At 60.2% G+C, this 21,572-nt stretch carries 19 protein-coding genes and 1 pseudogene; 10 read left to right on the top strand and 10 right to left on the bottom strand.

The genetic code is table 11. The features are described 5' to 3' along the window. Positions 1-159: 159 nt before the first annotated feature. The gene (gene dbpA, locus FDG13_RS12950) at positions 160-1,548 is read right to left on the bottom strand and encodes an ATP-dependent RNA helicase DbpA (protein ID WP_180128339.1); all 1,389 of its coding nucleotides are present in this window, start codon (positions 1,546-1,548) and stop codon (positions 160-162) included. A gap of 449 nt (positions 1,549-1,997) precedes the next feature. Here dbpA and FDG13_RS12955 point away from each other — a divergent pair, with 449 nt between their 5' ends. Further along, complete coding sequence (locus tag FDG13_RS12955) at positions 1,998-3,479, top strand: M48 family metalloprotease (RefSeq protein ID WP_180128341.1); 1,482 nt, start codon at positions 1,998-2,000, stop codon at positions 3,477-3,479. A gap of 71 nt (positions 3,480-3,550) precedes the next feature. Here FDG13_RS12955 and FDG13_RS12960 read toward each other — a convergent pair whose 3' ends face one another. Continuing rightward, positions 3,551-3,757 (bottom strand): putative motility protein, encoded by a 207-nt coding sequence (locus tag FDG13_RS12960; RefSeq protein WP_180128343.1) that lies wholly within the window; start codon positions 3,755-3,757, stop codon positions 3,551-3,553. Between the two features lie 127 nt (positions 3,758-3,884). Here FDG13_RS12960 and FDG13_RS12965 point away from each other — a divergent pair, with 127 nt between their 5' ends. The 3 genes from FDG13_RS12965 (at position 3,885) to FDG13_RS12975 (ending at position 6,266) form a co-directional block, all read left to right on the top strand. Further along, on the top strand, positions 3,885-5,039 hold the full coding sequence (locus FDG13_RS12965; RefSeq protein WP_180128345.1) for a carboxypeptidase family protein: 1,155 nt from the start codon (positions 3,885-3,887) through the stop codon (positions 5,037-5,039). Positions 5,040-5,274: 235 nt separating this feature from the next. Further along, on the top strand, positions 5,275-5,793 hold the full coding sequence (locus tag FDG13_RS12970) for an antitoxin Xre/MbcA/ParS toxin-binding domain-containing protein (protein WP_180128347.1): 519 nt from the start codon (positions 5,275-5,277) through the stop codon (positions 5,791-5,793). After that, entirely contained in the window at positions 5,790-6,266 is a 477-nt protein-coding gene (locus FDG13_RS12975) for an RES family NAD+ phosphorylase (protein ID WP_180128349.1), read from the top strand. Before FDG13_RS12970 ends, FDG13_RS12975 begins: the two co-directional genes overlap by 4 nt. Positions 6,267-6,429: 163 nt before the next feature. Here FDG13_RS12975 and oppF read toward each other — a convergent pair whose 3' ends face one another. The 7 genes and pseudogenes from oppF to FDG13_RS13010 all read right to left on the bottom strand — a co-directional run bounded on the left by oppF (position 6,430) and on the right by FDG13_RS13010 (position 14,472). Further along, positions 6,430-7,419, bottom strand: coding sequence for a murein tripeptide/oligopeptide ABC transporter ATP binding protein OppF (oppF, locus tag FDG13_RS12980; protein WP_180128351.1), 990 nt, complete (start codon positions 7,417-7,419; stop codon positions 6,430-6,432). Further along, on the bottom strand, positions 7,412-8,404 hold the full coding sequence (locus FDG13_RS12985; RefSeq protein WP_180128353.1) for an oligopeptide/dipeptide ABC transporter ATP-binding protein: 993 nt from the start codon (positions 8,402-8,404) through the stop codon (positions 7,412-7,414). The genes oppF and FDG13_RS12985 overlap by 8 nt, the downstream gene beginning before the upstream one ends. 11 nt (positions 8,405-8,415) lie before the next feature. Then, positions 8,416-9,320, bottom strand: a pseudogene (locus FDG13_RS12990) (ABC transporter permease subunit); the annotation flags it as partial. Positions 9,321-9,342: 22 nt separating this feature from the next. Continuing rightward, positions 9,343-10,263 carry an oligopeptide ABC transporter permease OppB gene (oppB, locus tag FDG13_RS12995; protein ID WP_180128358.1) on the bottom strand — a complete coding sequence of 307 codons (921 nt, stop codon included), beginning with the start codon at positions 10,261-10,263 and terminating at the stop codon, positions 9,343-9,345. A 111-nt stretch (positions 10,264-10,374) separates the two neighbouring features. Beyond that, on the bottom strand, positions 10,375-11,988 hold the full coding sequence (locus FDG13_RS13000; RefSeq protein ID WP_180128360.1) for a peptide ABC transporter substrate-binding protein: 1,614 nt from the start codon (positions 11,986-11,988) through the stop codon (positions 10,375-10,377). 49 nt (positions 11,989-12,037) lie between these two features. After that, on the bottom strand, positions 12,038-13,600 hold the full coding sequence (gene gshA / locus FDG13_RS13005) for a glutamate--cysteine ligase (protein ID WP_180128362.1): 1,563 nt from the start codon (positions 13,598-13,600) through the stop codon (positions 12,038-12,040). Positions 13,601-13,875: 275 nt separating this feature from the next. Next, positions 13,876-14,472 (bottom strand): acetate uptake transporter, encoded by a 597-nt coding sequence (locus FDG13_RS13010; protein ID WP_218942723.1) that lies wholly within the window; start codon positions 14,470-14,472, stop codon positions 13,876-13,878. A 162-nt stretch (positions 14,473-14,634) separates the two neighbouring features. Here FDG13_RS13010 and FDG13_RS13015 point away from each other — a divergent pair, with 162 nt between their 5' ends. The 4 genes from FDG13_RS13015 to FDG13_RS13030 all read left to right on the top strand — a co-directional run bounded on the left by FDG13_RS13015 (position 14,635) and on the right by FDG13_RS13030 (position 18,225). Further along, positions 14,635-16,128, top strand: coding sequence for an AMP nucleosidase (locus FDG13_RS13015; RefSeq protein ID WP_180128366.1), 1,494 nt, complete (start codon positions 14,635-14,637; stop codon positions 16,126-16,128). A 361-nt stretch (positions 16,129-16,489) separates the two neighbouring features. Beyond that, on the top strand, positions 16,490-17,164 hold the full coding sequence (locus tag FDG13_RS13020; protein ID WP_180128368.1) for a CsgG/HfaB family protein: 675 nt from the start codon (positions 16,490-16,492) through the stop codon (positions 17,162-17,164). Between the two features lie 29 nt (positions 17,165-17,193). Beyond that, positions 17,194-17,550 (top strand): DUF4810 domain-containing protein, encoded by a 357-nt coding sequence (locus tag FDG13_RS13025; RefSeq protein ID WP_180128370.1) that lies wholly within the window; start codon positions 17,194-17,196, stop codon positions 17,548-17,550. A 9-nt stretch (positions 17,551-17,559) separates the two neighbouring features. After that, complete coding sequence (locus tag FDG13_RS13030) at positions 17,560-18,225, top strand: DUF799 domain-containing protein (protein ID WP_180128372.1); 666 nt, start codon at positions 17,560-17,562, stop codon at positions 18,223-18,225. Between the two features lie 87 nt (positions 18,226-18,312). Here FDG13_RS13030 and purT read toward each other — a convergent pair whose 3' ends face one another. Further along, entirely contained in the window at positions 18,313-19,539 is a 1,227-nt protein-coding gene (gene purT / locus FDG13_RS13035; protein WP_180128375.1) for a formate-dependent phosphoribosylglycinamide formyltransferase, read from the bottom strand. An 86-nt stretch (positions 19,540-19,625) separates the two neighbouring features. On the opposite strand from purT, the gene FDG13_RS13040 reads away from it, so the two are divergent. Continuing rightward, entirely contained in the window at positions 19,626-20,549 is a 924-nt protein-coding gene (locus FDG13_RS13040) for an ATP-binding cassette domain-containing protein (protein ID WP_180128377.1), read from the top strand. A 145-nt stretch (positions 20,550-20,694) separates the two neighbouring features. Beyond that, a complete protein-coding gene (locus FDG13_RS13045; RefSeq protein ID WP_370528223.1) occupies positions 20,695-21,516 on the top strand; it encodes an ABC transporter permease in 822 nt (273 codons plus the stop codon). Positions 21,517-21,572 lie beyond the last annotated feature (56 nt).

The raw sequence follows: 21,572 nt of genomic DNA on the forward strand, positions 1-21,572 counted from the left end.
GGCGGGTGACGATTTGGCTACGCCGAAACTTCGTTTTCTGGTACCCCAGTATGAGGAACCCGCCCAGAGGTCATGCCTCGTGGGTGGGGCCTGATGCGTGGCGACCCGGCTGTCAAGCAAGCAGGCGCGTAGCGGATGAGGCTGCCTCAGGTTGCCAATTCAGAGCAACCGCACCTTCACACTTTTGCCCTTGACCTTGCCCGCATTGAGTTTCTGCATCGCTTCGAGCGCAATATCACGCTGCACCGCCACAAACGTAGTGAACTCGGTGACATTGATCTTGCCGATCTGCTCGCGGCTGTAACCGGCATCTGCGGTGAGGGCGCCCAGCACGTCACCGGGGCGGATTTTTTCCTTGCGCCCACCCAAAATCTGTAGCGTGATCATTGGCGGCAGCAAGGGTCCGCTGCCCTTGGGCGTGAGTTCGTCGAGCTTGTGCCAGACCGAGGGTTGATTCTGGTACTGCTCGATCTTGCCCACCGCCCCCATCTCGTACATGGCGGCCAGGCTCAGTGCCAGGCCGGTCTCACCCGCGCGGCCAGTGCGGCCGATGCGGTGCACATGCACCTCGGGGTCGGGCGTGATGTCGACATTGATCACGGCTTCAAGCTCCTTGATGTCGATGCCGCGCGAGGCCACATCGGTGGCCACCAAGATCGAGGTGCTGCGGTTGGCAAACTGCGCCAGCACCTGGTCGCGCTCACGCTGCTCCAGCTCGCCATACAGTGCCAGCGCGTTAAAACCCTGCTGTTGCAGATAAGTCACCAAATCTTTGCACTGTTGTTTGGTGTTGCAAAACGCCAGCGTGCTCACCGGGCGGAAGTGGTTCAGCAGCTTGGCCACCACCTCAAAGCGGGTCGGGCGCGTCACCTCATAAAAACGCTGTTCGATCAGGCTTTGTGTCTCAGGTGGCGCCACGGTGATGCGCTCGGGCGAACGCATGAACTGTTTGGCCAGTTTGTCGATGCCTTCCGGGTAGGTGGCTGAGAACAGCAAGGTCTGGCGCTCCGGCGGGCACTGTTTGGTGACGGTGGCAATGTCCTCGAAAAAGCCCATGTCCAACATGCGGTCGGCCTCGTCGAGCACCAGGGTGTTGAGCGCTTCCAGGTTCAGGTAACCACGTTCCAGGTGGTCCATCACACGGCCCGGTGTGCCGACGATGATGTGGGCACCGTTTTCCAGGCTGGCGCGTTGGCCGCGCAGCGCCACACCACCACAGAGCGTCACCACCTTGATGTTGTCCATCGCGCGCGCCAGGCGGCGAATTTCCACCGTGACCTGGTCGGCCAGTTCACGCGTCGGGCACAACACCAGCGATTGCACCGCAAAGCGGCGCGGGTTCAGCCGCTCCAGCAGGGCCAGGCCAAAGGCGGCGGTTTTGCCGCTGCCGGTTTGCGCCTGGGCAATCAGGTCCTTGCCCGCCAGTGCGGCAGGCAGGCTGGCCGCCTGGATCGGGGTCATGCTCAGGTAACCCAGCTGCGCCAGGTTTTCCAGTGTGGCCGGGTTCAGGGGCAGGGAATTGAACAGGGTGTTGTCGGATGCGGTCATGGGGGGATTATCGGTTCCGGGTGCCCGATTCATGTTTCTCATGCGATATGTGCTCGCGCTGCGTGGTAGCCGGTGGGGGCATCCCCCTCATACTGGGGTACCAGAAAACGAAGTTTCGGCGCAGCCAAATCGGGGCTACCCCCACCGGCTACCACGCTGAAAGCGTTGACAGACGCATTGTGTTGTTGGGTACCCGAACCCGGTTTTATCCAGATTGGATGGCCAATCAAGTTCACTCGATTCACCAAAATCGCCAGCCGGGCAGGCCCTTGGGGCGGCTGACGATTTCTGGTACCCCAGTATGAGGAAGCCGCCCCAAGGGCCTGCCTGGCGGGTCGTTCCAAAAAACGCTGTCTCCGGATGATGGCTTCACAAACGCATAAAAACACCCGTGATCATCGGGAAACCAGCTTGTGCAAAATACAAACAGTTCATTTCAGAAGGCCTCTATGCGCAACACCCTGATTCCCTTGATGCTCGCAACCGCACTGCTCACCGGCTGCGGCAGTGCGGTGCTCAACCCGGTCACGGGGCAAACCGAGCGCTCAGTGATGAGTGAGCAGGACGAGCTGGCCGAGGGTGCCAAGGCGCACCAGCAGGTGCTGCAGGAGTACGGTGTGGTCAAAGACCCCAAGGTGCAGGCCTATGTCAACAACCTGGGGCAACGCCTGGCCAAGCTGTCGCACCGGGACCAGCTGACCTGGCATTTCACCGTGCTCGACAGCCCCGAGATCAACGCTTTTGCATTGCCAGGTGGTTATGTCTATGTCACACGCGGCATCATGGCTTATTTGCAGACCGAAGCCGAGTTGGCCGGGGTCATGGGCCATGAGATTGGCCACGTCACGGCCCGCCACGGCGCCCAGCGCGCCACGCGCCAGCAGGATGCGGGCCTGGGTGTGTTGGCTGCCACGGTGTTGGGCGCGGTGCTGGAGAGTCAGGGTGTCAATGGTGCCGGGCGGCTGGCCAGCCAGGTGTCGCAAACCGCTGCGGCAGGGTATGTGGCCTCGTATGGGCGCGAGCAGGAATTACAAGCCGACGGCCTGGGCGCCGAGTACCTGGCGCGCAGCGCCTACGATCCGCGCAACATGGTCCGGGTGATTGGTGTGCTCAAAGACCAGGAGCGTTTTGCCGCGGACCAGGCCCGTGCCGCCGGTCGACCGGCACCGACGGGCAACAGCTGGCTGGCTTCGCACCCGAGCAACGACGCCCGGCTGCAACAGATCACCCAGCTGGCGACCCAGTACCAGGGCAGTTACAGCGACGAAGGGCGTGACCGCTATTTACAAGTGCTGCGTGGCCTGCCTTTTGGTGAGAGTGCCGAGCAGGGGCTCACGCGTGGCCCCAACTTCTACCACCCGGTGCTGGGGTTTGCGCTCACCGCCCCGGCGGGTTGGCAGATCCAGAACGAGGCCGAGCAACTGGCCGTGGTCAACGCCACCGGGGATGCCGCCCTGCTGGTCCAGGTGGCGCCGCCCACGGCTGGCAAAACCCACGAGGAGGTGATCCGCAAGCTGCTCCAGCCCAGTCAGGGCAAGGTGGAACGTTTGACCCTCAACGGCCTGCCGGCCACCCATTTTGTTGGCAGCCGCACCACGACCCAGGGCCAGAGCCAGCCGCTGGATGTCACTTTGGTCAGTGGTCCGCAAGACCGGCTGTATCTGTTGCGCCCGGCCGGTCAAAGTGCCGCCTTGCGTGCGGCCCAGGCCGCTTTGGCCCAGGCCCAAGGCAGTTTCCGGCCTTTGAGTTCGGCTGAGCGAACCGCCGCCCGCGCCTGGACGATCAAAAACGTGGCCTACCCGCGTGGTGGTTTTGCCGAACTGGCGCGTGTGTCACCGCTGCCCAGTGCGCAGCAGCAGCTTCGCCTGATCAACGGTTTTTATACCGGTGGTGAGCCCAAGCCGGGGCAGTGGGTCAAAGTGGTGGAGTAAGCAGGTAGCTATCGTAAAAATAGCTATCAGCTCTTTATCTATAAGGGCTAGAGGCCAATTTGATGGATAACTCAGGCAAACGCGTTGACCAGCGTGCCAATGGCGCCTGTGACGGCCAGCACCGGTGCCACAGCGGGCACAGACTGCAGCAGGGTTTGGGCGACCGAGCTGTCGGCGTCCAATGCCTTTTTGAGCACCAGCGCTGCAGCAACACCGGTGCCGACATTTTGGACCGCCTGGCTGGCGGCTTGTACAACGGATGAGCTGGTGATGTTCATGAATGTGTCTCCCACAAGGACAAGGCAAGTGCCTTAACGACTTATCGGCGCAAAACTCCGTCACTTGAGTGTTTCTGCCTCGTGTGGAATGTGTCGACTTCTAAAATCAAGTAATTTGAAGGGCTCTATGCATCCGCTCCACATTTCCACCAGTTTTGACGCTGGTGCCATTGAGGTTGTCAGCCTGGTCGACCCGCAAGATATCCAGCTCAAGATCCGCGCCGACAACGCCAGCGACTTCGCTCAGTGGTTTTATTTCTGCCTGCAAGGCGCCGCCGGTGTGCCGGTGCGGCTGAACTTTGTCAACGCAGGCCAGAGCGCCTACCCCAAAGGCTGGACGGATTACCGCGTGGTCGCTAGTTACGACCACCAGAACTGGTTCCGGCTCGACACCCACTTTGACGGCCAGGTGCTGAGCACCAGCTTCACCCCGGCGGGCAACAGCGTCTACCTGGCCTACTTCGAGCCGTATTCGTATGAACGGCATCTGGACCTGATCGGCTCGGCCGCCAACTCCGAACATGTGACCTTGGAGCGCCTGGGCGCCAGCGTGGATGGCCGCGACATGACCCTGCTGCAGCTCACCAACGCCCAGAGCCCGGTGCCGTTGGCACAACGCAAAAAGATCTGGCTGATCGCCCGCCAGCACCCCGGCGAGAGCATGGCCGAGTGGTTTGTCGAGGGTTTTCTGGAGCGCCTGCTCGACGAGGCCGACCCGGTCTCCCGCGTGCTGCTGGACCAGTGTGTGTTTTACGTTGTGCCCAACATGAACCCGGACGGCGCTGTGCGTGGCAACCTGCGCACCAACGCCGCCGGTGCCAACCTGAACCGTGAGTGGGCCACACCGAGCCTGGAGACTTCCCCCGAGGTGTATTGGGTGCGCCAGAAGATGCTGGGAGTCGGTGTGGACCTGAACCTGGACGCCCATGGTGACGAGGGCCTGCCCTACAACTTTGTGGTCGGCACCGAGGACACCCCCGGTTACAGCCCGCGTATCGCTGCGCTTGAAGAGGCTTTCAAGGCCAGTTGGTTAGCGGCCAGCCCGGACTTCCAGATCAAACACGGCTACCCGCGCGGCCGCCATGGCGAGGCCAATTTGACGCTGGCCACCAACTGGATCGGCCAGCAGTTTGGCTGCCTGGCTTTCACCATCGAGATGCCATTCAAGGACAACGCCAACTTGCCCGACCCGCAGGTCGGCTGGAACGGTGAACGCTCCAAACGCCTGGGCGCCAGTGTGTTGCAGCCGGTGCTGGCGGTGCTGGGTCAGCTGCGGGCCTGATCTGATCGTTCGGTTGTTATTGATTTAATAGCTGTTAGCCCTTGTTATATAAGGGCTACAGCCTGATTTGACCAATAACTCAGGCCAGCAAGCAGGCTACCTGCGTGCCCGCGCCCTCAGGCAGCAGGTGCGAAACACACAGCCTGGGGCGGATACACGGTAAATGCTTGCCACTGATACCCAGCGAATGCCCACATTGGTTGCAAATGCACCGACTGCATGATGTAATTGCATCATGATTACAGGTGAACCCTCATCCCTTCCGTCCGCCAAGGCCCGAAGCAAAGCTCGCTCAACAGTCTGGGGATATGTTGCCAGCGCTGGGTCTGAAAACGCCCCGCTTGCCCCCTTGGTAAGGGGAGACATCAAGTTTGGCAGATTCAGCAGTGAAGTCGCGCACAAAATTGTCAAGCGAGGCATCTCCAGCAAAGCCATTGACCCCTTGAGTGAAGTCCTTCGACTACCCAAAGGTGTGCTTGTTCAGTATCTGGATTTGGATCGGACGACCGCCAATCGCCGCGCGGCAAAAGGGCTACTCCTGCCCACCCATTCTGCGGAAGGCATGCTGCGCCTGCTTGAACTCGATGAAATGGCCGCTGACATCTTTGAGACGGAGGATGAGGCATCTCAATGGCTTCTCAAGCCGCATCCGATGTTGGACGGGGAAACGCCAATGCAAACCGCTGCATCTGCCTACGGCATGCAGCGCGTCAAAGACATCTTGGTGGCCATCAAATACGGCGGTGTTGTTTGACCACAGTCTGGCGAATCGGTTACTGTGAAAACCCTGCTCCGGCAGAGTCCGCGCTGCGTGCCACTTTGGGCTTGGGGGCCACCATGGGCAACGGTCGCTGGCACACCCAGGGCCCTCAGCAAGTTGTCTACGGTGCATCAACCCGCTCCCTGGCGCAACTGGAAAAGCGGGTTCACGTCAATGGCTCAAATCCTAAAAATCAGGCGCTGATGCGGCTTGAGCTACCCAAAGGCGTGACATTGCTCGATGTGAGTAGCCTGGGGCTACCTGCGAGCTGGCGCAGCGATGAAGCAACAACCCAGCGCATTGGGATGAACTGGTTGTCGGGTGTCTCCTGCCTGGGCCTTTGGGTTCCGTCTTTCGTTGAGCCAGAGGAAATGAACCTACTCATCAATCCGCTTCACCCGCAGTATCAAAAAGTCAAAGTGACCATTGAAAGAAATCCGTTCACATTCGACCCCCGCCTTTTCTGAGAACCTGCAGGGCCATCTGTTCCTGGTCCGCACTGGGGGAACCCCCTGCCATTCATGAAAAGGGTAGCAGCTACATCCCATAGGCCGGACAGTTGTTCTGCTACATAGTAAATAGCTTGTAGCCCTTGTAGTATAAAGGCTACAGCCTGATTTGATCGATAACTCAGGCCAGCAGGCAGGCCACCTGCGTGCCCGCGCCGCTGGTGTGCAACTCGGGTACGGTCTCGGCACATTGGGCCTGCGCCTTGGGGCAGCGGGTGCGAAACACACAGCCAGAGGGCGGGTTCATCGGTGAGGGCAAATCACCTTGCAACAGCTGAATTGCCTTGCCGCGCTCGAGCTCCGGGTCGGGGATCGGGATGGCCGAGAGCAGCGCCTGGGTGTAGGGGTGGCGCGGGTCGTTGTAGAGCGCGTTTTTCTCGGCAAACTCCATCGCCCGGCCCAGGTACATCACCATGATGCGGTGGCTGATGTGGCGCACCACCGCCAAATCGTGCGCGATGAAAATCAGCGCCAGCCCCAGCTCTTTTTGCAATTCCTTGAGCAGGTTGATGATCTGCGCCTGGATCGACACGTCCAGCGCCGACACCGGCTCGTCACAGACGATCAACTTGGGCGACAGGATCAGCGCCCGCGCGATGCCGATGCGCTGGCATTGGCCGCCCGAGAACTCGTGCGGGTAGCGGTTGATCTGCTGCGGTGTTAAGCCGACGCGTCCCATCATGGCGCGCACCTTTTCCATCACCTCGTCCTTGCTCATCTGCGGGTAATGAGTGCGCAGCGGCTCGGCAATGGTCTGCGCCACCGTCATGCGGGGGTCCAGGCTGGCCAGCGGGTCCTGGAAAATCATCTGGATGTCTTTGCGCACCGCCATCCAGGCACTTGGTGAGGCACCTTGCATCTCCTGGCCCATCCAGCGGATGCTGCCGGAGTTGGCGGGGTTGAGGTTCAGCAGGGCCCGCGCCAGCGTGGACTTGCCGCAGCCGGACTCACCCACCACGCCCAGGGTCTCCCCGGCATGTAAGTCAAACGAGATGCCGTTGACGGCCTTCAGGCTGCGCGGCGCTGACCACGGCCAGTCTTTCTTATCCTTGAAGTGGAACGCCACCTTGACGTCGCGTACCGACAGGATCGGGGTCTGTTGCTTATCCATGGGCGAGCTCCCGGCTGACGATGGCGCTGTCGCGGTGGCAGGCGCGCAAGTGGTGTGTGGCCGCTGGCATGGGCTGCAGAGTAGCCAGCTGGGTCTGGCACTGGGTGTCTGCCAGGCTGCAGCGTGGGCTGAACGGGCAACCCTTGGGCAGGTGCGCCATGTTGGGCGGCGCGCCGGGAATGGCCAGCAGCGATTCGTCGTCACGGTCCATGCGTGGCACGGCCTTGAGCAGGCCCAGCGTGTAGGGGTGGGTCGCAGTTTTGAAGAGTTCATGCGCGCTGCCTTGTTCCATGACACGCCCGCCATACATCACCACCACCTGGTCACACAGGCCGGCCACCACTCCCAGGTCGTGGGTGATCAGCACAATCGCGGTGCCAAAGTCGCGCTGCAAGTCGCGCAGCAGGGTCAGCATCTGGGCCTGCACCGTCACGTCGAGCGCGGTGGTGGGCTCGTCGGCAATCAGCACCTCGGGCTCACACAACAAAGCCATGGCGATCATCACGCGCTGGCGCATGCCGCCCGAGAACTCATGCGGGTACATGTTGATGCGTTTGGCTGCTTCGGGGATACGCACTGCGTCGAGCATACGCACCGAAGCCGCCTTGGCCGTGGCGCGGTCCTGCCCTTTGTGGAACTGCAGCACCTCGGTCATCTGCCGCTCCACCGTCAGGTAGGGGTTGAGCGATGTCATCGGGTCCTGAAAAATCATCGCCATGCGGTTGCCGCGGATCTGGTTCAACTCAGACGCGGGCAGGGTCAGCAGGTTTTTGCCCTGGTACAGCGCCTGGCCGCTGGCCTGGCCGTTACGTGCCAGCAGGCCCATCAGGGCCAGCACGGTCTGGCTTTTGCCCGAGCCGCTCTCGCCCACAATGCCGAGGGTCTGGCCCTTGTCGAGCGCAAAGTTGAGGCCATTGACGGCGTAGACGGTGCCGTCCTGGGTGGCAAACTGGACCGCCAGATCGGTCACTTCAAGGAGTTTCATGCAGTGGCCTCTTATCGGTCTTTGGGGTCCAGCGCGTCACGCAGGCCGTCCCCGATGTAGTTGAAACAGTACAGCGCAGCCGACAACATCAGCGACGGGAAAATCAGAATCCAGGGCGAGATTTCCATGACCTGGGTGCCGTCGTGGATCAGCACACCCCAGCTGGTCATGGGTTCCTGGATACCCAGACCCAGGAACGACAACACCGACTCGGTCAGGATCACGCCCGGCACAGTGACGGTGGTGTAGATCACCACAATGCCGAGCAAATTGGGCACGATGTGCTGGAAGATGATGCGCCGTGTGGGCACACCAATGGCGCGTGCCGCTTCCACAAACTCCTTGGAACGCAAGGAGAGTGTCTGGCCGCGCACCACCCGCGCCATGTCCATCCAGGAAAACACGGTGATGGTGATCACCACCAGGTAAAAGGCGCGCCCGAGCAGGGTCACCATCAGGATGGCGATCAGCAGGTAGGGCACGGCGTACATCATGTCGACCACCCGCATCATCACCGCATCGACTTTGCCACCCAGAAAACCGGCAGTGGCACCCCAGGCAATACCCAGGCTGACCGAGGTCAGTGTCGCCATCAGCCCGACCATCAGCGAGATGCGCCCACCCACCAGGCAGCGCACCAGCAGGTCACGACCCGATTCGTCGGTGCCGAACCAGTGCATGTTTTTGAGCATCGGCCCCTGGCTCATGGCGTCCCAGTCTGTGCTGTCAAAGGCATTGGGCAGCAACATCGGGCCAAAAATGCAGGCCAGCGTGATCAGGGCCAGCAGCACCAGGCTGAACACCGCAGCGCGGTTGCGCATGAATCGCACACGGGCGGCGTACCAGAGGCTGTGGCCCTGGATGTCGGCTTCCAGCGCCTGGCTCAGCGTTGCCACCAGGGCGTCGTTTTTGTTTTTGAAGATCATGGTGTGTGCGGCTCAGTAGCGAATCTTGGGGTCCAGCAGCGCATAGGCCAGGTCCACCAGCAGGTTAAACACCACGGTGACCACGGTGATCAGGACCACCAGGCCCAGCACCAGGGTGTAGTCGCGGTTGCCGGCGCCGTTGACAATGAGTTTGCCCAGGCCGGGCAGTGAAAACACCGACTCGGTTACCACCGCTGCGGTGATGCTTGAGATCGCCAGCGGCCCGATCAGCGAGACCACCGGCAGCAACGCCGGTTTCATCGCGTGGCGCAGCACCAAGGTAGACATCGGCAAACCCTTGGCTCGGGCGGTGCGGATGAAGTTGCTGCTGAGCACTTCGATCATGCTGCCGCGCATGACGCGCGCGATGGTGGCCACGTTGATGAACACCAGCAGCGCCATCGGCAAAACCATGTAGCGCGGTGAAAAGGCGTCCCAGCCACCCGAGGGGGCCAGCTTGAACCAGATCGCAAACACCAGAATCAGCATCGGCCCGATGACAAAGGAGGGGAACACACTGCCAATGCTGCTGAGCAGCATGGTGAAGTAGTCCACCACGCTGTTTTGCTTCAAAGCGGCCAGGGTGCCCAGCGCCACGCCCACAAACAAGGCGATCAACAAGGAGCCGCCGCCAATGGCTGCGGAGATTGGCAGGGCTTTGGCCACCAAGTCGTTGACGCTCCAGTCTTCATACCGGAACGAGGCGCCCAGGTCACCGTGCAACAGGCTGTTGAGGTAGAGCAGGTACTGCTTCCACAAGGGTTCATTCAAATGGTATTTGGCTTGCAAATTGGCCAACACCGCCTCGGATAACTTGTGTTCCGAGTCAAACGGCCCACCCGGGGTCAGGTGCAGCAGCAAATAACACAGGGTAATGACCGCCAGCAGCGTCGGAATCGCCGCGAGCAGGCGTCGCAGGGCATAGGTCCACATCAGCCAATCTCCAGTAACAGGGGGCCGGGTGGGTGCTTGTGACACACACCGGCCAGAAAATCGCCGCCAGTTGAGGTCTCAAGCTGGCGGCGGCAGAGGGGAAGCAAGCGTTTAGTGCTTGATGATGTAGAGGTCTTTGGCGCGGTAACGGTCCAGGCTGTTGGTGGCGGTGTAGCCACCCACATACGACTTGACCAGGCGCGGCACCGTGTACTGCAGCAGCGGCAGCATCGGGTAGTCGTCCATGATCATTTTGGCGGCCTCGGTCAGCAGCGCCTTGCGTTTGGCCGGGTCGGCGCTCTGATTGCCTTGGTCAATCAGGGCTTCGGCCTTGCGGTTGCAGTTCTTTTGCTGGTTTTGGTCAGAATCACACTGCACCAGGGTCAAGAAGGTGGTGGCGTCGTTGTAGTCGGCGATCCAGCCGTTGCGGGCGATCTGGTACTCACCGTCGTTGCGTTTTTTGATCAGCACCTTGAACTCCATGGCTTCGAGTTCCACATCCAGCCCGAGTTTGGATTTCCACTCCGAGGCGGCAAAAATCGCCATCTTCTTGTGGTAGTCGCTGGTGTTGTACGAGAACTTGAGCTTGGTACCAGCTGCCACGCCGGCTTCCGTCAGCAGCTTTTTGGCTTCAGCCAAACGTTTGTCCATCGGCCAGCTGGCCCAGTCATAGCTGGTGACATCGGCACCGTTGATGCCTTTGACCATCACGCCGTAGGCTGGGACCTGGCCGTCGGCGGTGACACGTTGTGCCAGGATGTCGCGGTCAATCGCCATCGAGAGGGCTTTGCGCACACGGATGTCTTTCAGCAGCGGGTCGGTGTTGAGGAACGAGTAATACCGCAGCCCCAGCATTGGTGAATTGCGGATCTCTTTGGGGAACTGGGCCTTGTACTTCTCGTAGGTGCCGGGGGGCAACTGGTAGACCATGTCGTTTTCGCCGGACTCAAACAGCTTGACGTCGGCGTTGCCATCTTCCACTGCCAGGTAGGTGTACTTGGTCAGCTGCACGTTTTTGGCATCCCAGTAGGTGGGGCTTTTGGTCAGCACAATCTTGCTGTTGACTTCCCAGCTGGTCAGGGTGAAGGCGCCGTTGCCGACGATGTTGGCGGGTTTGGTCCAGTCCTTGCCAAACTTTTCAACCGTGGCCTTGTGCACCGGGCCCAACTGCGTGTTGGTCAGCAGGTCGGGCATAAAAGCCACCGGGTACGGGGTCTTGATTTCCACCGTGTGTTTGTCCAGCGCCTTCACGCCCAGTTCGGTGGGTGGCAATTTGCCAGCCACGATGTCTTTGCCATGGAGAAAGAAGATGCCAAAAGAAGATGCATATTCCGAAGCGGTCTTGGGGTCCACAAAACGGCGCAGGGCATAAACAAAGTCGTCGCTGGTGACGGGGTCGCCGTTGGACCACTTGGCGTTCTGGCGCAGCTTGAAGACCCAGGTGGTGGGCTCGGTCTGTTTCCAGCTCTCGGCCACGCCGGGCACAATTTTGCCGGCGCCATCGGCTGCGGTGAGGCCTTCGAACAGTTCACGGATGACGTTGTTGGCCGGCACACCCTCGGCACGTGCCGGGTCCAGGGTGTCGGGCTCGGAACCGTTGTTGCGCACCATTTCCTGCTTGGCATGTAACTGAACGCCGGGCGGAACCGTGGCAGCAAAAGAGGCACCCCAAGTGATCAGCAGGGCGGCCGCCAGGCTGGTTTTGGCAAAACGGGAAGTCATCATGAAACAGCTCCTTAACCTTGAAGGTAAAGGAGCGATTTTAGGAGCCTGTTTAGGCGAAATACGCGGCCACAAAGTCCTCAAACGGTGTTTCGGTGCGGGCACCAATGTCTGCCTGCTCGGCCAGCGAGGTCTGCACACTGGCCCGAAAGCGCGCCTCAACCTCTTTGGGCAGGGGTGTGGACTGCAGGTTTTGGGTGTGGGTGCGGGACATCTCGACCGCAAAGTTGAAATAACTGCCGTGTTGCCGAATGGCTTCGACCACCTGGGCCGAGGGGGTCAGTTCCGGCTGGTCAATACGCTGGCGCAGGCGCTGCAGGGCCACGGCGTACTGCTGGCCGCCGTAGGTGGTGTCCAGCATCGCTGCAAATGGCAGCATCTCGTCAAACAACTCGTGCGCCAGCGTTTGCAAGGGCTGCTCGCGGTTGTGCACCAGCAGGTGCAGACCCGGCTGGCGGCCACGGGTGACCACACGGTGTTTGTTCTCGTCGTTTTCACCTTGTTCGCGGCTGGTGATCGGCGGGCTGTCGCGGAACAGGCACATCAGCAGCAGCGCGTCGGCAAACAGACTTTGTTCGGGTGTGATGCCGATGTCCACAAACGGGTTCAGGTCAAACAGCCGCATCTCCACATACTGCACACCGTAGGTCTGCAGCGCCAGCGCCGGGCGTTCCCCTTGGAGACCAATGCGTTTGGGGCGCATCGGTGCGTAAAACTCGGCCTCCAACTGCAACACGCAGTCGCTGAGCTGTTTCCAACGCTCACCGTCGCGCACACCCATCTCGGCGTAGTAGGGGTCGTGGGTGCGGATGGCTGCTTCCAGCCCTTGGGTGTACTCCGTCAGGGAGTTGAAGCCGATCGCGAGTTTGTCCTGGGCGTGGTTCTGGTAACCCAGGTCACTCATGCGCAGGCTGGTGGCGTAGGGGCCGTACAGGGTGCCCGGGCTCAGCTCGGTCAGGTCACTCGGGTGGCCTTGCAAAAACGACTTGCACAAGGCCGGCGAGGCGCCAAACAGGTAGGGAATCAGCCAGCCAAAACGCAAAAAGTTGCGGATCAGGCCGAAATAACGGCGGCTGATGAAGTCCTGCAGCGGCTCCTTGGACTGGCAGCAGTCCTGTAACACCGGCCAGAAGGCATCGGGCAGCGACCAGTTGTAGTGGGCGCCGGCAATGGTCTGCATGGCGCGGCCATAACGCAGGCCCAGGCCTTCGCGGTACACCTCTTTAAAACGTGCCGCGTTGGAGCGGCCGTAGTTGGCAATCGCGATGTCAGCGTCTTCGCCGATCTTGCAGGGCATGGAGCCCGCCCACAAAAATTCACCACCGAGCTGTTGCGCGCTGAAGCGGTGGATGTCCTTGAGAAAAGCCAGTGGGTAGGCCGGGTCGGTGGAGGGTGGGGTGATGAATTCGAGCAGCGCCTCGGCGTAGTCGGTGGTGATCCAGGGGTGTGTCAGCTTGGCACCCAGTGCCGCCGGGTGGGGTGTGCGCGCCAGTTGCCCGACGCGATCCACCCGCAGGCATTCACGCTCGTAACCACGCTGGATGCCGCGCAACAGATGGGCTTGGGCGGGTTCGGAAAACTGGCGGACTTGGTTGCAACAGGTGAATTTCAGCATGGGATTCTTGTGTGATCGGCAAAACGGCAGGCAGTATGGCAGTTTTTGCACCGGTTCGGAGCCTGCGCCCAACGCGTGGGCCTGGGGCACGCTGTCTGTCGTGGTGACTCTGTGTGACAGACATGGGGCCAGATGCCGACCTTGCAACCCTCTCTGAATCCCTTTGTCGCGGGGGCAGAACAGCTCAGCCCGTTCATGCTCGGCGGCCAGCACCTCAGCGCTGGCCTGGCCCCATCAGCCGTGGATGGCCCCGCAGGGTTTGACAAGGTCTGTGCTTATGCGCGTAACCAGGGCTTGCCAACGGGAAGCACATCGCGACCAAACACATCGGCAAACACAATGTGCGCCATGACGTACCAGGCGCTCAGTGCGGTCAGCATGAGTTCATAAGCGGCCACCACGGTCATTTCGGGGTAGCCAAAGTGCGCCAGATCAAGCAGTACAAAGCCGATCAGCAACAGGGTAAAAACGATGGCCAGGGCGCTGCTGATGCGCATGGCGCCGACCCACAGGATGGCAGTGAACAGTGTCCAGCCGACCATGAACCAGCCGATGTCGGTGGTGCTGGCCGGGTAGATGTCGAACTGGTTGCCCAGCAGCATCAGCACCAGCGAGATCCAGAAGGCGCCGTAACCGGTGAAAGCGCAATAACCAAAGTTGTTGCCGGTTTTCATCTCCTGCAGGCCGGCCACCATCTGCGCCAGACCGCCAAAAATCAGCCCGATCCAGATGACCGGCCCCAGCCCCATCCAACCCAGGTTGTGGAACTGGAGCACCATGGTGGCCAGTCCAAACCCTCCCAGACCAGCGACGGCAGGATTACCCAATTTTTGTTGTGTGACGCTGTTGTTACCCAATTTTTGCTCTGACATGCTGTTGTTTCTGTACATTGATAAGATAGTTGACCACCCCGGGAGCCGATGGCCCGCGAAATGGGAGGCGGATTCTATTGACCCAGATCGTCGTCCAGCATGATCTATCGCAGCATTGATGGATTTGTGCAAAAGTTCGACGACACAGCAGCCCCTGTCCTTATGCCTTACCTGCCAGAATTTATTGCCCCTTTGCGTTTCACCGACCCAGCCGCCGCGCTGGCCCAAGCGCAGCTGATTTACGACAACAGCATCGGACATTTGCGCCAGGCCATGCAACGTTATGTGGCGGGCGAGGAGATGCCCGGCCATGTACGCGCGTGTTACCCCTTTGTGCGGGTGCAGACCGAGACCATGGCACGCCAGGGCTCGGGTGCGGCGAAGCGGCTGAGCTACGGTTTTGTGTCTGGGGCCGGTCGTTTTGAGACCACGCTGAGCCGCCCCGACTTGTATGCCAAGTACTACCTGGAACAATTCACTCTGTTGCTCGACAACCACCAGGTGGAGCTCGAAGTGGGTACCAGCACCCAGCCGATTCCGGTGCACTTCTCATTTGCTGACAACGAACATGTAGAAGGCACGCTGACGGCGGAACGCCGCGCCCGCATGCGTGATGTGTTTGACCTGCCCGATCTGGCTGCCATGGATGACGGCATTGCCAACGGCACTTTCGAACCCAGCCGTGGTGAGCCGCAACCGCTGTCCCTGTTCACCGCGCCGCGCGTCGACTACTCGCTGCAGCGCCTGCGCCACTACACCGGCACCGCGCCCGAGCATTTCCAGAACTTTGTGTTGTTCACCAACTACCAGTTTTACATTGATGAATTTATTGCCCTAGGGCACGCTGCCATGGGGGATGCAGCTAGTGAATACATAGCATTTGTCGAGCCTGGCAATGTCGTGACCCGCCGAATTGCTGCGGATGGCGTCGCGCCACAGAGCACCGGCACACCACCGCCACGCTTGCCGCAAATGCCCGCCTATCACTTGGTGCGCGCCGACGGCAGTGGCATCAGCATGGTCAACATCGGCGTCGGCCCGGCCAATGCCAAAACCATCACCGACCACATCGCGGTGTTGCGCCCGCATGCCTGGATCATGCTCGGCCACTGCGCTGGCCTGCGCACCACCCAGCAACTCGGCGACTACGTGCTGGCTCACGGGTATGTGCGCGAGGACCATGTGCTTGACGAAGAGTTGCCGCTGTGGGTGCCAATTCCGGCGCTGGCAGAAATCCAGGTGGCGCTGGAGTCCGCGGTGTCTGAAGTCACCCGGCTCAAAGGTGCGGCGCTCAAAAGCATCATGCGCACCGGCACCGTGGCCTCGACCGACAACCGCAACTGGGAACTGCTGCCCGACAACGGCCCACAACGGCGCTTCAGCCAGAGCCGCGCCGTTGCCCTGGACATGGAGTCCGCCACCATTGCCGCCAATGGTTTTCGCTTCCGGGTGCCCTACGGCACGCTCTTGTGTGTGAGCGACAAACCGCTGCATGGCGAAATCAAACTGCCCGGGATGGCCAACCACTTCTACCGTGAGCGGGTGGACCAGCACCTGCGCATTGGCATGCGTGCGCTGGAGCTGTTGCGCGAACAGGGTGTGGACCAGCTCCACAGCCGCAAGCTGCGCAGTTTTGCCGAGGTGGCTTTTCAGTAAAAAGTGTTCTCAACCCTTATTTATAAAGGGCTGAGTGTTATTAAAAATAGAGCAGTCGTACTCAGGCTGCGCGTGATCTTTCTTTGATCGCCGCCAATTTGGCGGAATATCGCGCCACACCCATGCGGCGTTTTGTGAAATTTTTGGGTTTGCCAAACAGGCCGCGTCTGAATTTCGACGGGTGTTGCACCGCAGGCCACCCAGCACATGATCCATGACAACTTTTGGGCCAAAGTGTGATCAATCTGTCACCCGTCAACTGACTTCTGTAAATACCTTGTTACATTATTTTGCGCCCGCGTGGACGCATTGAGCAACCGCTCAATGTCCGCCGGGCGAAGTAACAAGGGGTTGGTTTGATATGAAGAGGTCGATTTATTTGTCATGGTGCATGGCCGCGGTTTTGTCACTCGCCGGTTGTGCACATCAAGAAGAATCCAGAACGATCGCCGTTCAGAAAGTGGAGTCTGCCGCTCAAACATACAGCGGCAAACGGACGCCCATCTCTGTCGGGAAATTTGACAACCGTTCGTCCTTCATGCGCGGTGTTTTTTCTGATAATGTGGACCGTTTAGGCGGTCAGGCCCAGACCATTTTGGTCACACATTTGCAGCAGAGTCGTCGTTTCAACGTGCTGGATCGCACCAACATGGCTGAAATCAAACAAGAAGCCGAACTCCAGAAAAAATCGCAGACCCTCAAGGGTGCCGAGTTTGTTGTCACCGGTGATGTGACGGAGTTTGGTCGCAAGGACGTGGGTGACAGGCAGTTGTTTGGTATTTTGGGACGCGGCAAAACACAAATTGCCTATGCCAAGGTCAACCTCAACATTGTCAATACGCTGACGTCAGAAGTGGTGTTCTCGTCGCAAGGCGCGGGTGAGTTCAGCTTGTCCGAGCGCGAAGTGATTGGTTTTGGGGGCACAGCCGGTTACGACTCCACACTCAATGGCAAGGTGCTTGATCTGGCGATTCGCGATGCGGTGAACAACCTGGTGTCTGGCATCGACAGCGGTGCCTGGCGCCCTGCGCTGTGATCGTTTGGCACTGACATCAAGGAAGAAATATGTTGACTATTCGATCAGGCGCCACAGCGGCGCTGCTGGCTTGCGCGTTTCTGGGCGGCTGTGCCACCCAACAGCAACCGCTTTACCAATGGCAGGGTTACCAAGGTAATGTGGATGCGTACTTTCGCACCGACAAACTGAGCACAGATGCGCAAACGCAGCGCATGGAAGAGGACTTGCAGAAGATCAAGGCCAGCGGCGGCGCAGTGCCACCGGGTTATTACGCTCACTTGGGCTTGTTGTATGGCCAGCAGGGCAAATTGGACCAATTTGCCACACAAGTACAAGCTGAGAAAAAACAGTTTCCTGAATCTGAAACATTCATGGACTTCTTGTTGCGCAATTTCAAGAAATAAGGAAGCCTCATGAACTGGATGAAATATCTCAAAGTGCTGGCCGCTGTCACTGGTATTGTGGTGATGACGGGATGCGCAACCCAAGCCCCGAAGTTTGATTACACCGCGTACAAGGAAAGTCGACCACGCTCCATTCTGGTTTTGCCCCCGGTGAACAACACGCCAGAAGTGCAGGCGTCGTACAGCGTTCTCTCCCATGCCACCCGTCCGCTGGCCGAGGCGGGTTACTACGTGATGCCAGTGACCTTGGTGGCCGAAGCCTTCAAGGAAAACGGCATGACACAACCGACGGACATGCACGCCACATCAGTTGAGAAACTGCGCCAGATCTTTGGTGCTGATGCGGCCCTGTACGTCACCATCAACAAGTACGGCACGGTGTATCAGGTGGTCAACAGTGCCACGGTCGTGACGGCGCAAGCCAAGTTGGTGGATTTGAAAACCGGCAAATTGTTGTGGACTGGCTCCGCCTCTGCCTCCAGCGAAGAAGGACAGAATCAGCAACAAGGTGGATTGGTCGGGTTGTTGATCACGGCCGTTGTCAAACAAGTGATGGCAACAGCGTTTGATCAAAGCCATCAAATTGCGGGTGTGGCCACCACGCGTTTGATGTCTGCGGGCATGGGCAACGGCCTGTTGTACGGCCCACGCTCCCCCAACTACGGCAAGGACTGAGCGTTTGGTCTTGTTTTGAGATCACTGTAAAAATAGCGCTCAGCCCTTTGATATAAAGGGCTGGATGCTATAAATTTGGTGGCGTTGTTACGCCACCCGTGGCTTCACCTTGGACGCCGCCAGCTTGGCGTTGGTGCGCGCCACTTCGACATCGGCGTCAAAAGCCAGCGCCACACCCATGCGGCGTTTGGTGAAACTCTCGGGTTTGCCAAACAGGCGCAGGTCGGTGTTGGGCACGCTCAGGGCGTCTGCCACACCGTCAAACACCACGCCCTGGGCGTCGACGCCACCGTAGATCACCGCGCTGGCGCCCGGGCAACGCAGGGCCGTGTTGACCGGCAGGCCCAGAATGGCGCGGGCGTGTAACTCAAATTCACTTTGCACCTGCGTGGTGAGCGTCACCAGGCCGGTGTCGTGCGGGCGTGGTGACACTTCGCTGAACCAGACCTGATCACCTTTAACAAACAGCTCCACCCCGAACAGGCCCAGGCCGGAAGACTGGCCGTCCAGCCCCACGCCCAGATCATCGGTGACGGCTTTGGCGATCTGCTGCGCTTTGGCCAGCGCTTGCGGGCTCATCGGGTGCGGCTGCCAGCTTTCCACATAGTCGCCATTGACCTGGATGTGGCCCACCGGTTCGCAAAAATGGGTGCCGATTTGGCCGTCTGCACCCTTGGCGCGCACGGTGAGCAGGGTGATCTCGTAGTCAAAGTCGATGAAACCTTCCACAATCACGCGGCCATGGCTGACGCGGCCACCGGCCATGGCGTGGTGCCAGGCCGGGGCCACATCCGCTTGGCCGCTGATCTTGCTCTGGCCTTTGCCGGAGCTGCTCATCACCGGCTTGACAATGCAGGGGTAACCAATGCCCGCATCAATGGCAGCCTGCAACTCGGCCAGCGAGTCGCAGAATTGGTAGGGGCTGGTCGGCAGGTCCAGGGTCTCGGCAGCCAGGCGTCGGATGCCTTCGCGGTCCATCGTCAGGCGGGTGGCACGGGCCGTGGGGATGACGCGCACGCTGCCGGTGGCTTCCAGCACTTCGAGCATCGGTGTGGCAATGGCCTCAATCTCGGGCACCACCAGGTCGGGCTTTTCTTCCTCGATCAAGGCGCGCAACATGGCTGGGTCACTCATGGTGATGGTGCGACTGTGGTGCGCCACCTGCTGGCCGGGTGCGTTGTCGTAGCGGTCGACCGCGATGGTCTCCACCCCCAGGCGCTGCAGCGCAATCAGCACCTCTTTGCCCAGTTCACCACTGCCCAGCAGCATAACTTTGGTGGCGTGGGAGGAGAGGGGCGTGCCGAGGGTGGTCATGGTGCTGCGCTGGGAGGCGTCCGGTGGTTGGGTTAAAAGACACGAGTTTATTTCAGGCCGGTGCAAGCTCGGTCACAATTTGGCCCATGAGTGAACCCATCTTTTCAGTACACGGTCTGGTCAAACGCTACGGCGAGGCCACCGTGGTCAACGACATGTCCTTTGCCATCGCGCCGGGTGAATGCCTGGGTGTGATCGGCCCCAATGGGGCGGGCAAAACCACCACCATCCGCATGTGCCTTGGCCTCACGGTGCCGGATGCGGGCAGCGTCACCGCGTTTGATTTGCAAATGCCGCGTGACGCGCTGGCCATCAAGGCGCAGCTCGGTGTGGTGAGCCAGATGGACACGCTGGACCCCGATTTCAGCTGCGCCGAGAACCTGTTGGTTTACGGCCGCTACTTTGGGCTCAAAGACAAACAGATCCGCGAGCGTATCCCCAGCCTGTTCGAATTTGCCAGCCTGACGGCCAAGGCCAACGCCAAACCCGGCGAGCTGTCGGGCGGCATGAAACGGCGCCTGAGCTTGGCGCGCGCGCTGGTCAACAACCCGCGCCTGCTGCTGCTGGACGAACCCACCACCGGGTTGGACCCGCAGGCGCGCCACCTGATGTGGGAGCGCCTGCAACTGCTGTTGCAGCAGGGCAAGTCGATTCTGTTGACCACCCATTTCATGGACGAGGCTGAGCGCCTGTGCAACCGCCTGCTGGTGGTGGACCACGGCAAAAAGATTGCCGAAGGCGCACCGCGCGACCTGATCCGCCAGCATCTGGAGCCCGATGTGGTCGAGGTGTTTGGCGCTGGCGCGCTGGCGCTGGTGGATGCGCCGCTCAAAGCCTTTGCCGCGCGGGTCGAGGTCAGTGGTGAAACCGTGTTTTTCTACACCGCCGATGCCAAGCCTTTGCTGGCCGCGCTGGCAGCCCATCCGCAGTTGCGCACCCTGCACCGCCCGGCCAATCTGGAGGACTTGTTCCTCAAGCTGACCGGCCGCCAAATCCGTGAGGACGCCTAGCTGGCATGGCAAAAGCCTACCAAACCGTGACAAGTGTCCATGCCAGTTTCCCTCACCCCGGCCCTCTCCCGCATCGGGAGAGGGTGAGAGCAGTCGCTAGGCGATTTTTATCTAGAGAACTATGACAACAAGAGCTACAACCCCAATGGCTATCAGGGCTGATGGCCAAAAAGCCCCTTCAATCTGGCGCGCACCCGAGCTCTCCATGCGCTGGTGGCCGGTGTTTCTGCGCAACCTGTTGGTCTGGCGCAAACTGGCGATTCCGAGCCTGGTCGGCAACATCGCCGAGCCGCTGATGTGGCTGCTGGCCTTTGGGTACGGCATGGGCGCCTTGATTGGCCAGGTCACCGTCGACGGGGTGCAGGTGCCTTACATCCTTTTCCTGGCCAGTGGCTCGATCTGCATGAGCGCCATGAATGCAGCCAGTTTCGAGGCGCTCTACTCCGCGTTTTCAAGGATGCATGTGCAAAAAACCTGGGACGGCATCATGAACGCGCCGGTCAACCTGGACAACATTGTGCTGGCCGAGATGTTGTGGGCTGCCTTCAAATCGCTGTTCACCGTGACCGCGATCCTGGCCGTGATGCTGGCCTTGGGCATCAGCTACAGCCCCAAGCTGGTGTTGGCCTGGCTGGTGCTGGCAGGGGTGGGCATCACCTTCAGCTGTGTGGCGCTGATCTTCAATGCGCTGGCCAAGGGGTATGACTTTTTCACTTACTACTTCACGCTGTTCCTGACGCCGATGATGTTCCTGAGTGGCATCTTTTTCCCGCTGGAACAGTTGCCGCCGCTGGTGCGAGTGGTGTCTCATTGGTTGCCGCTGACCAATGCGGTGGCGCTGGTGCGCCCGCTGTTCATGGACCAGTGGCCCATCGACTGGTTGCGCCCGCTGTTGGTGTTGGTGGGGTTCACGGTGGGTGGTTTCTGGATCGCGCTGGCGCTCACACGCAAGCGCTTTCAGGGTTAAGCGCCTGCTGTCACTTGCTCTGGTTGATATAGCTGCTGGCCCTTGATGTGCAAGGG

Source organism: Rhodoferax sp. BLA1, assembly GCF_013416775.1.
GTDB lineage: Bacteria > Pseudomonadota > Gammaproteobacteria > Burkholderiales > Burkholderiaceae_C > Rhodoferax.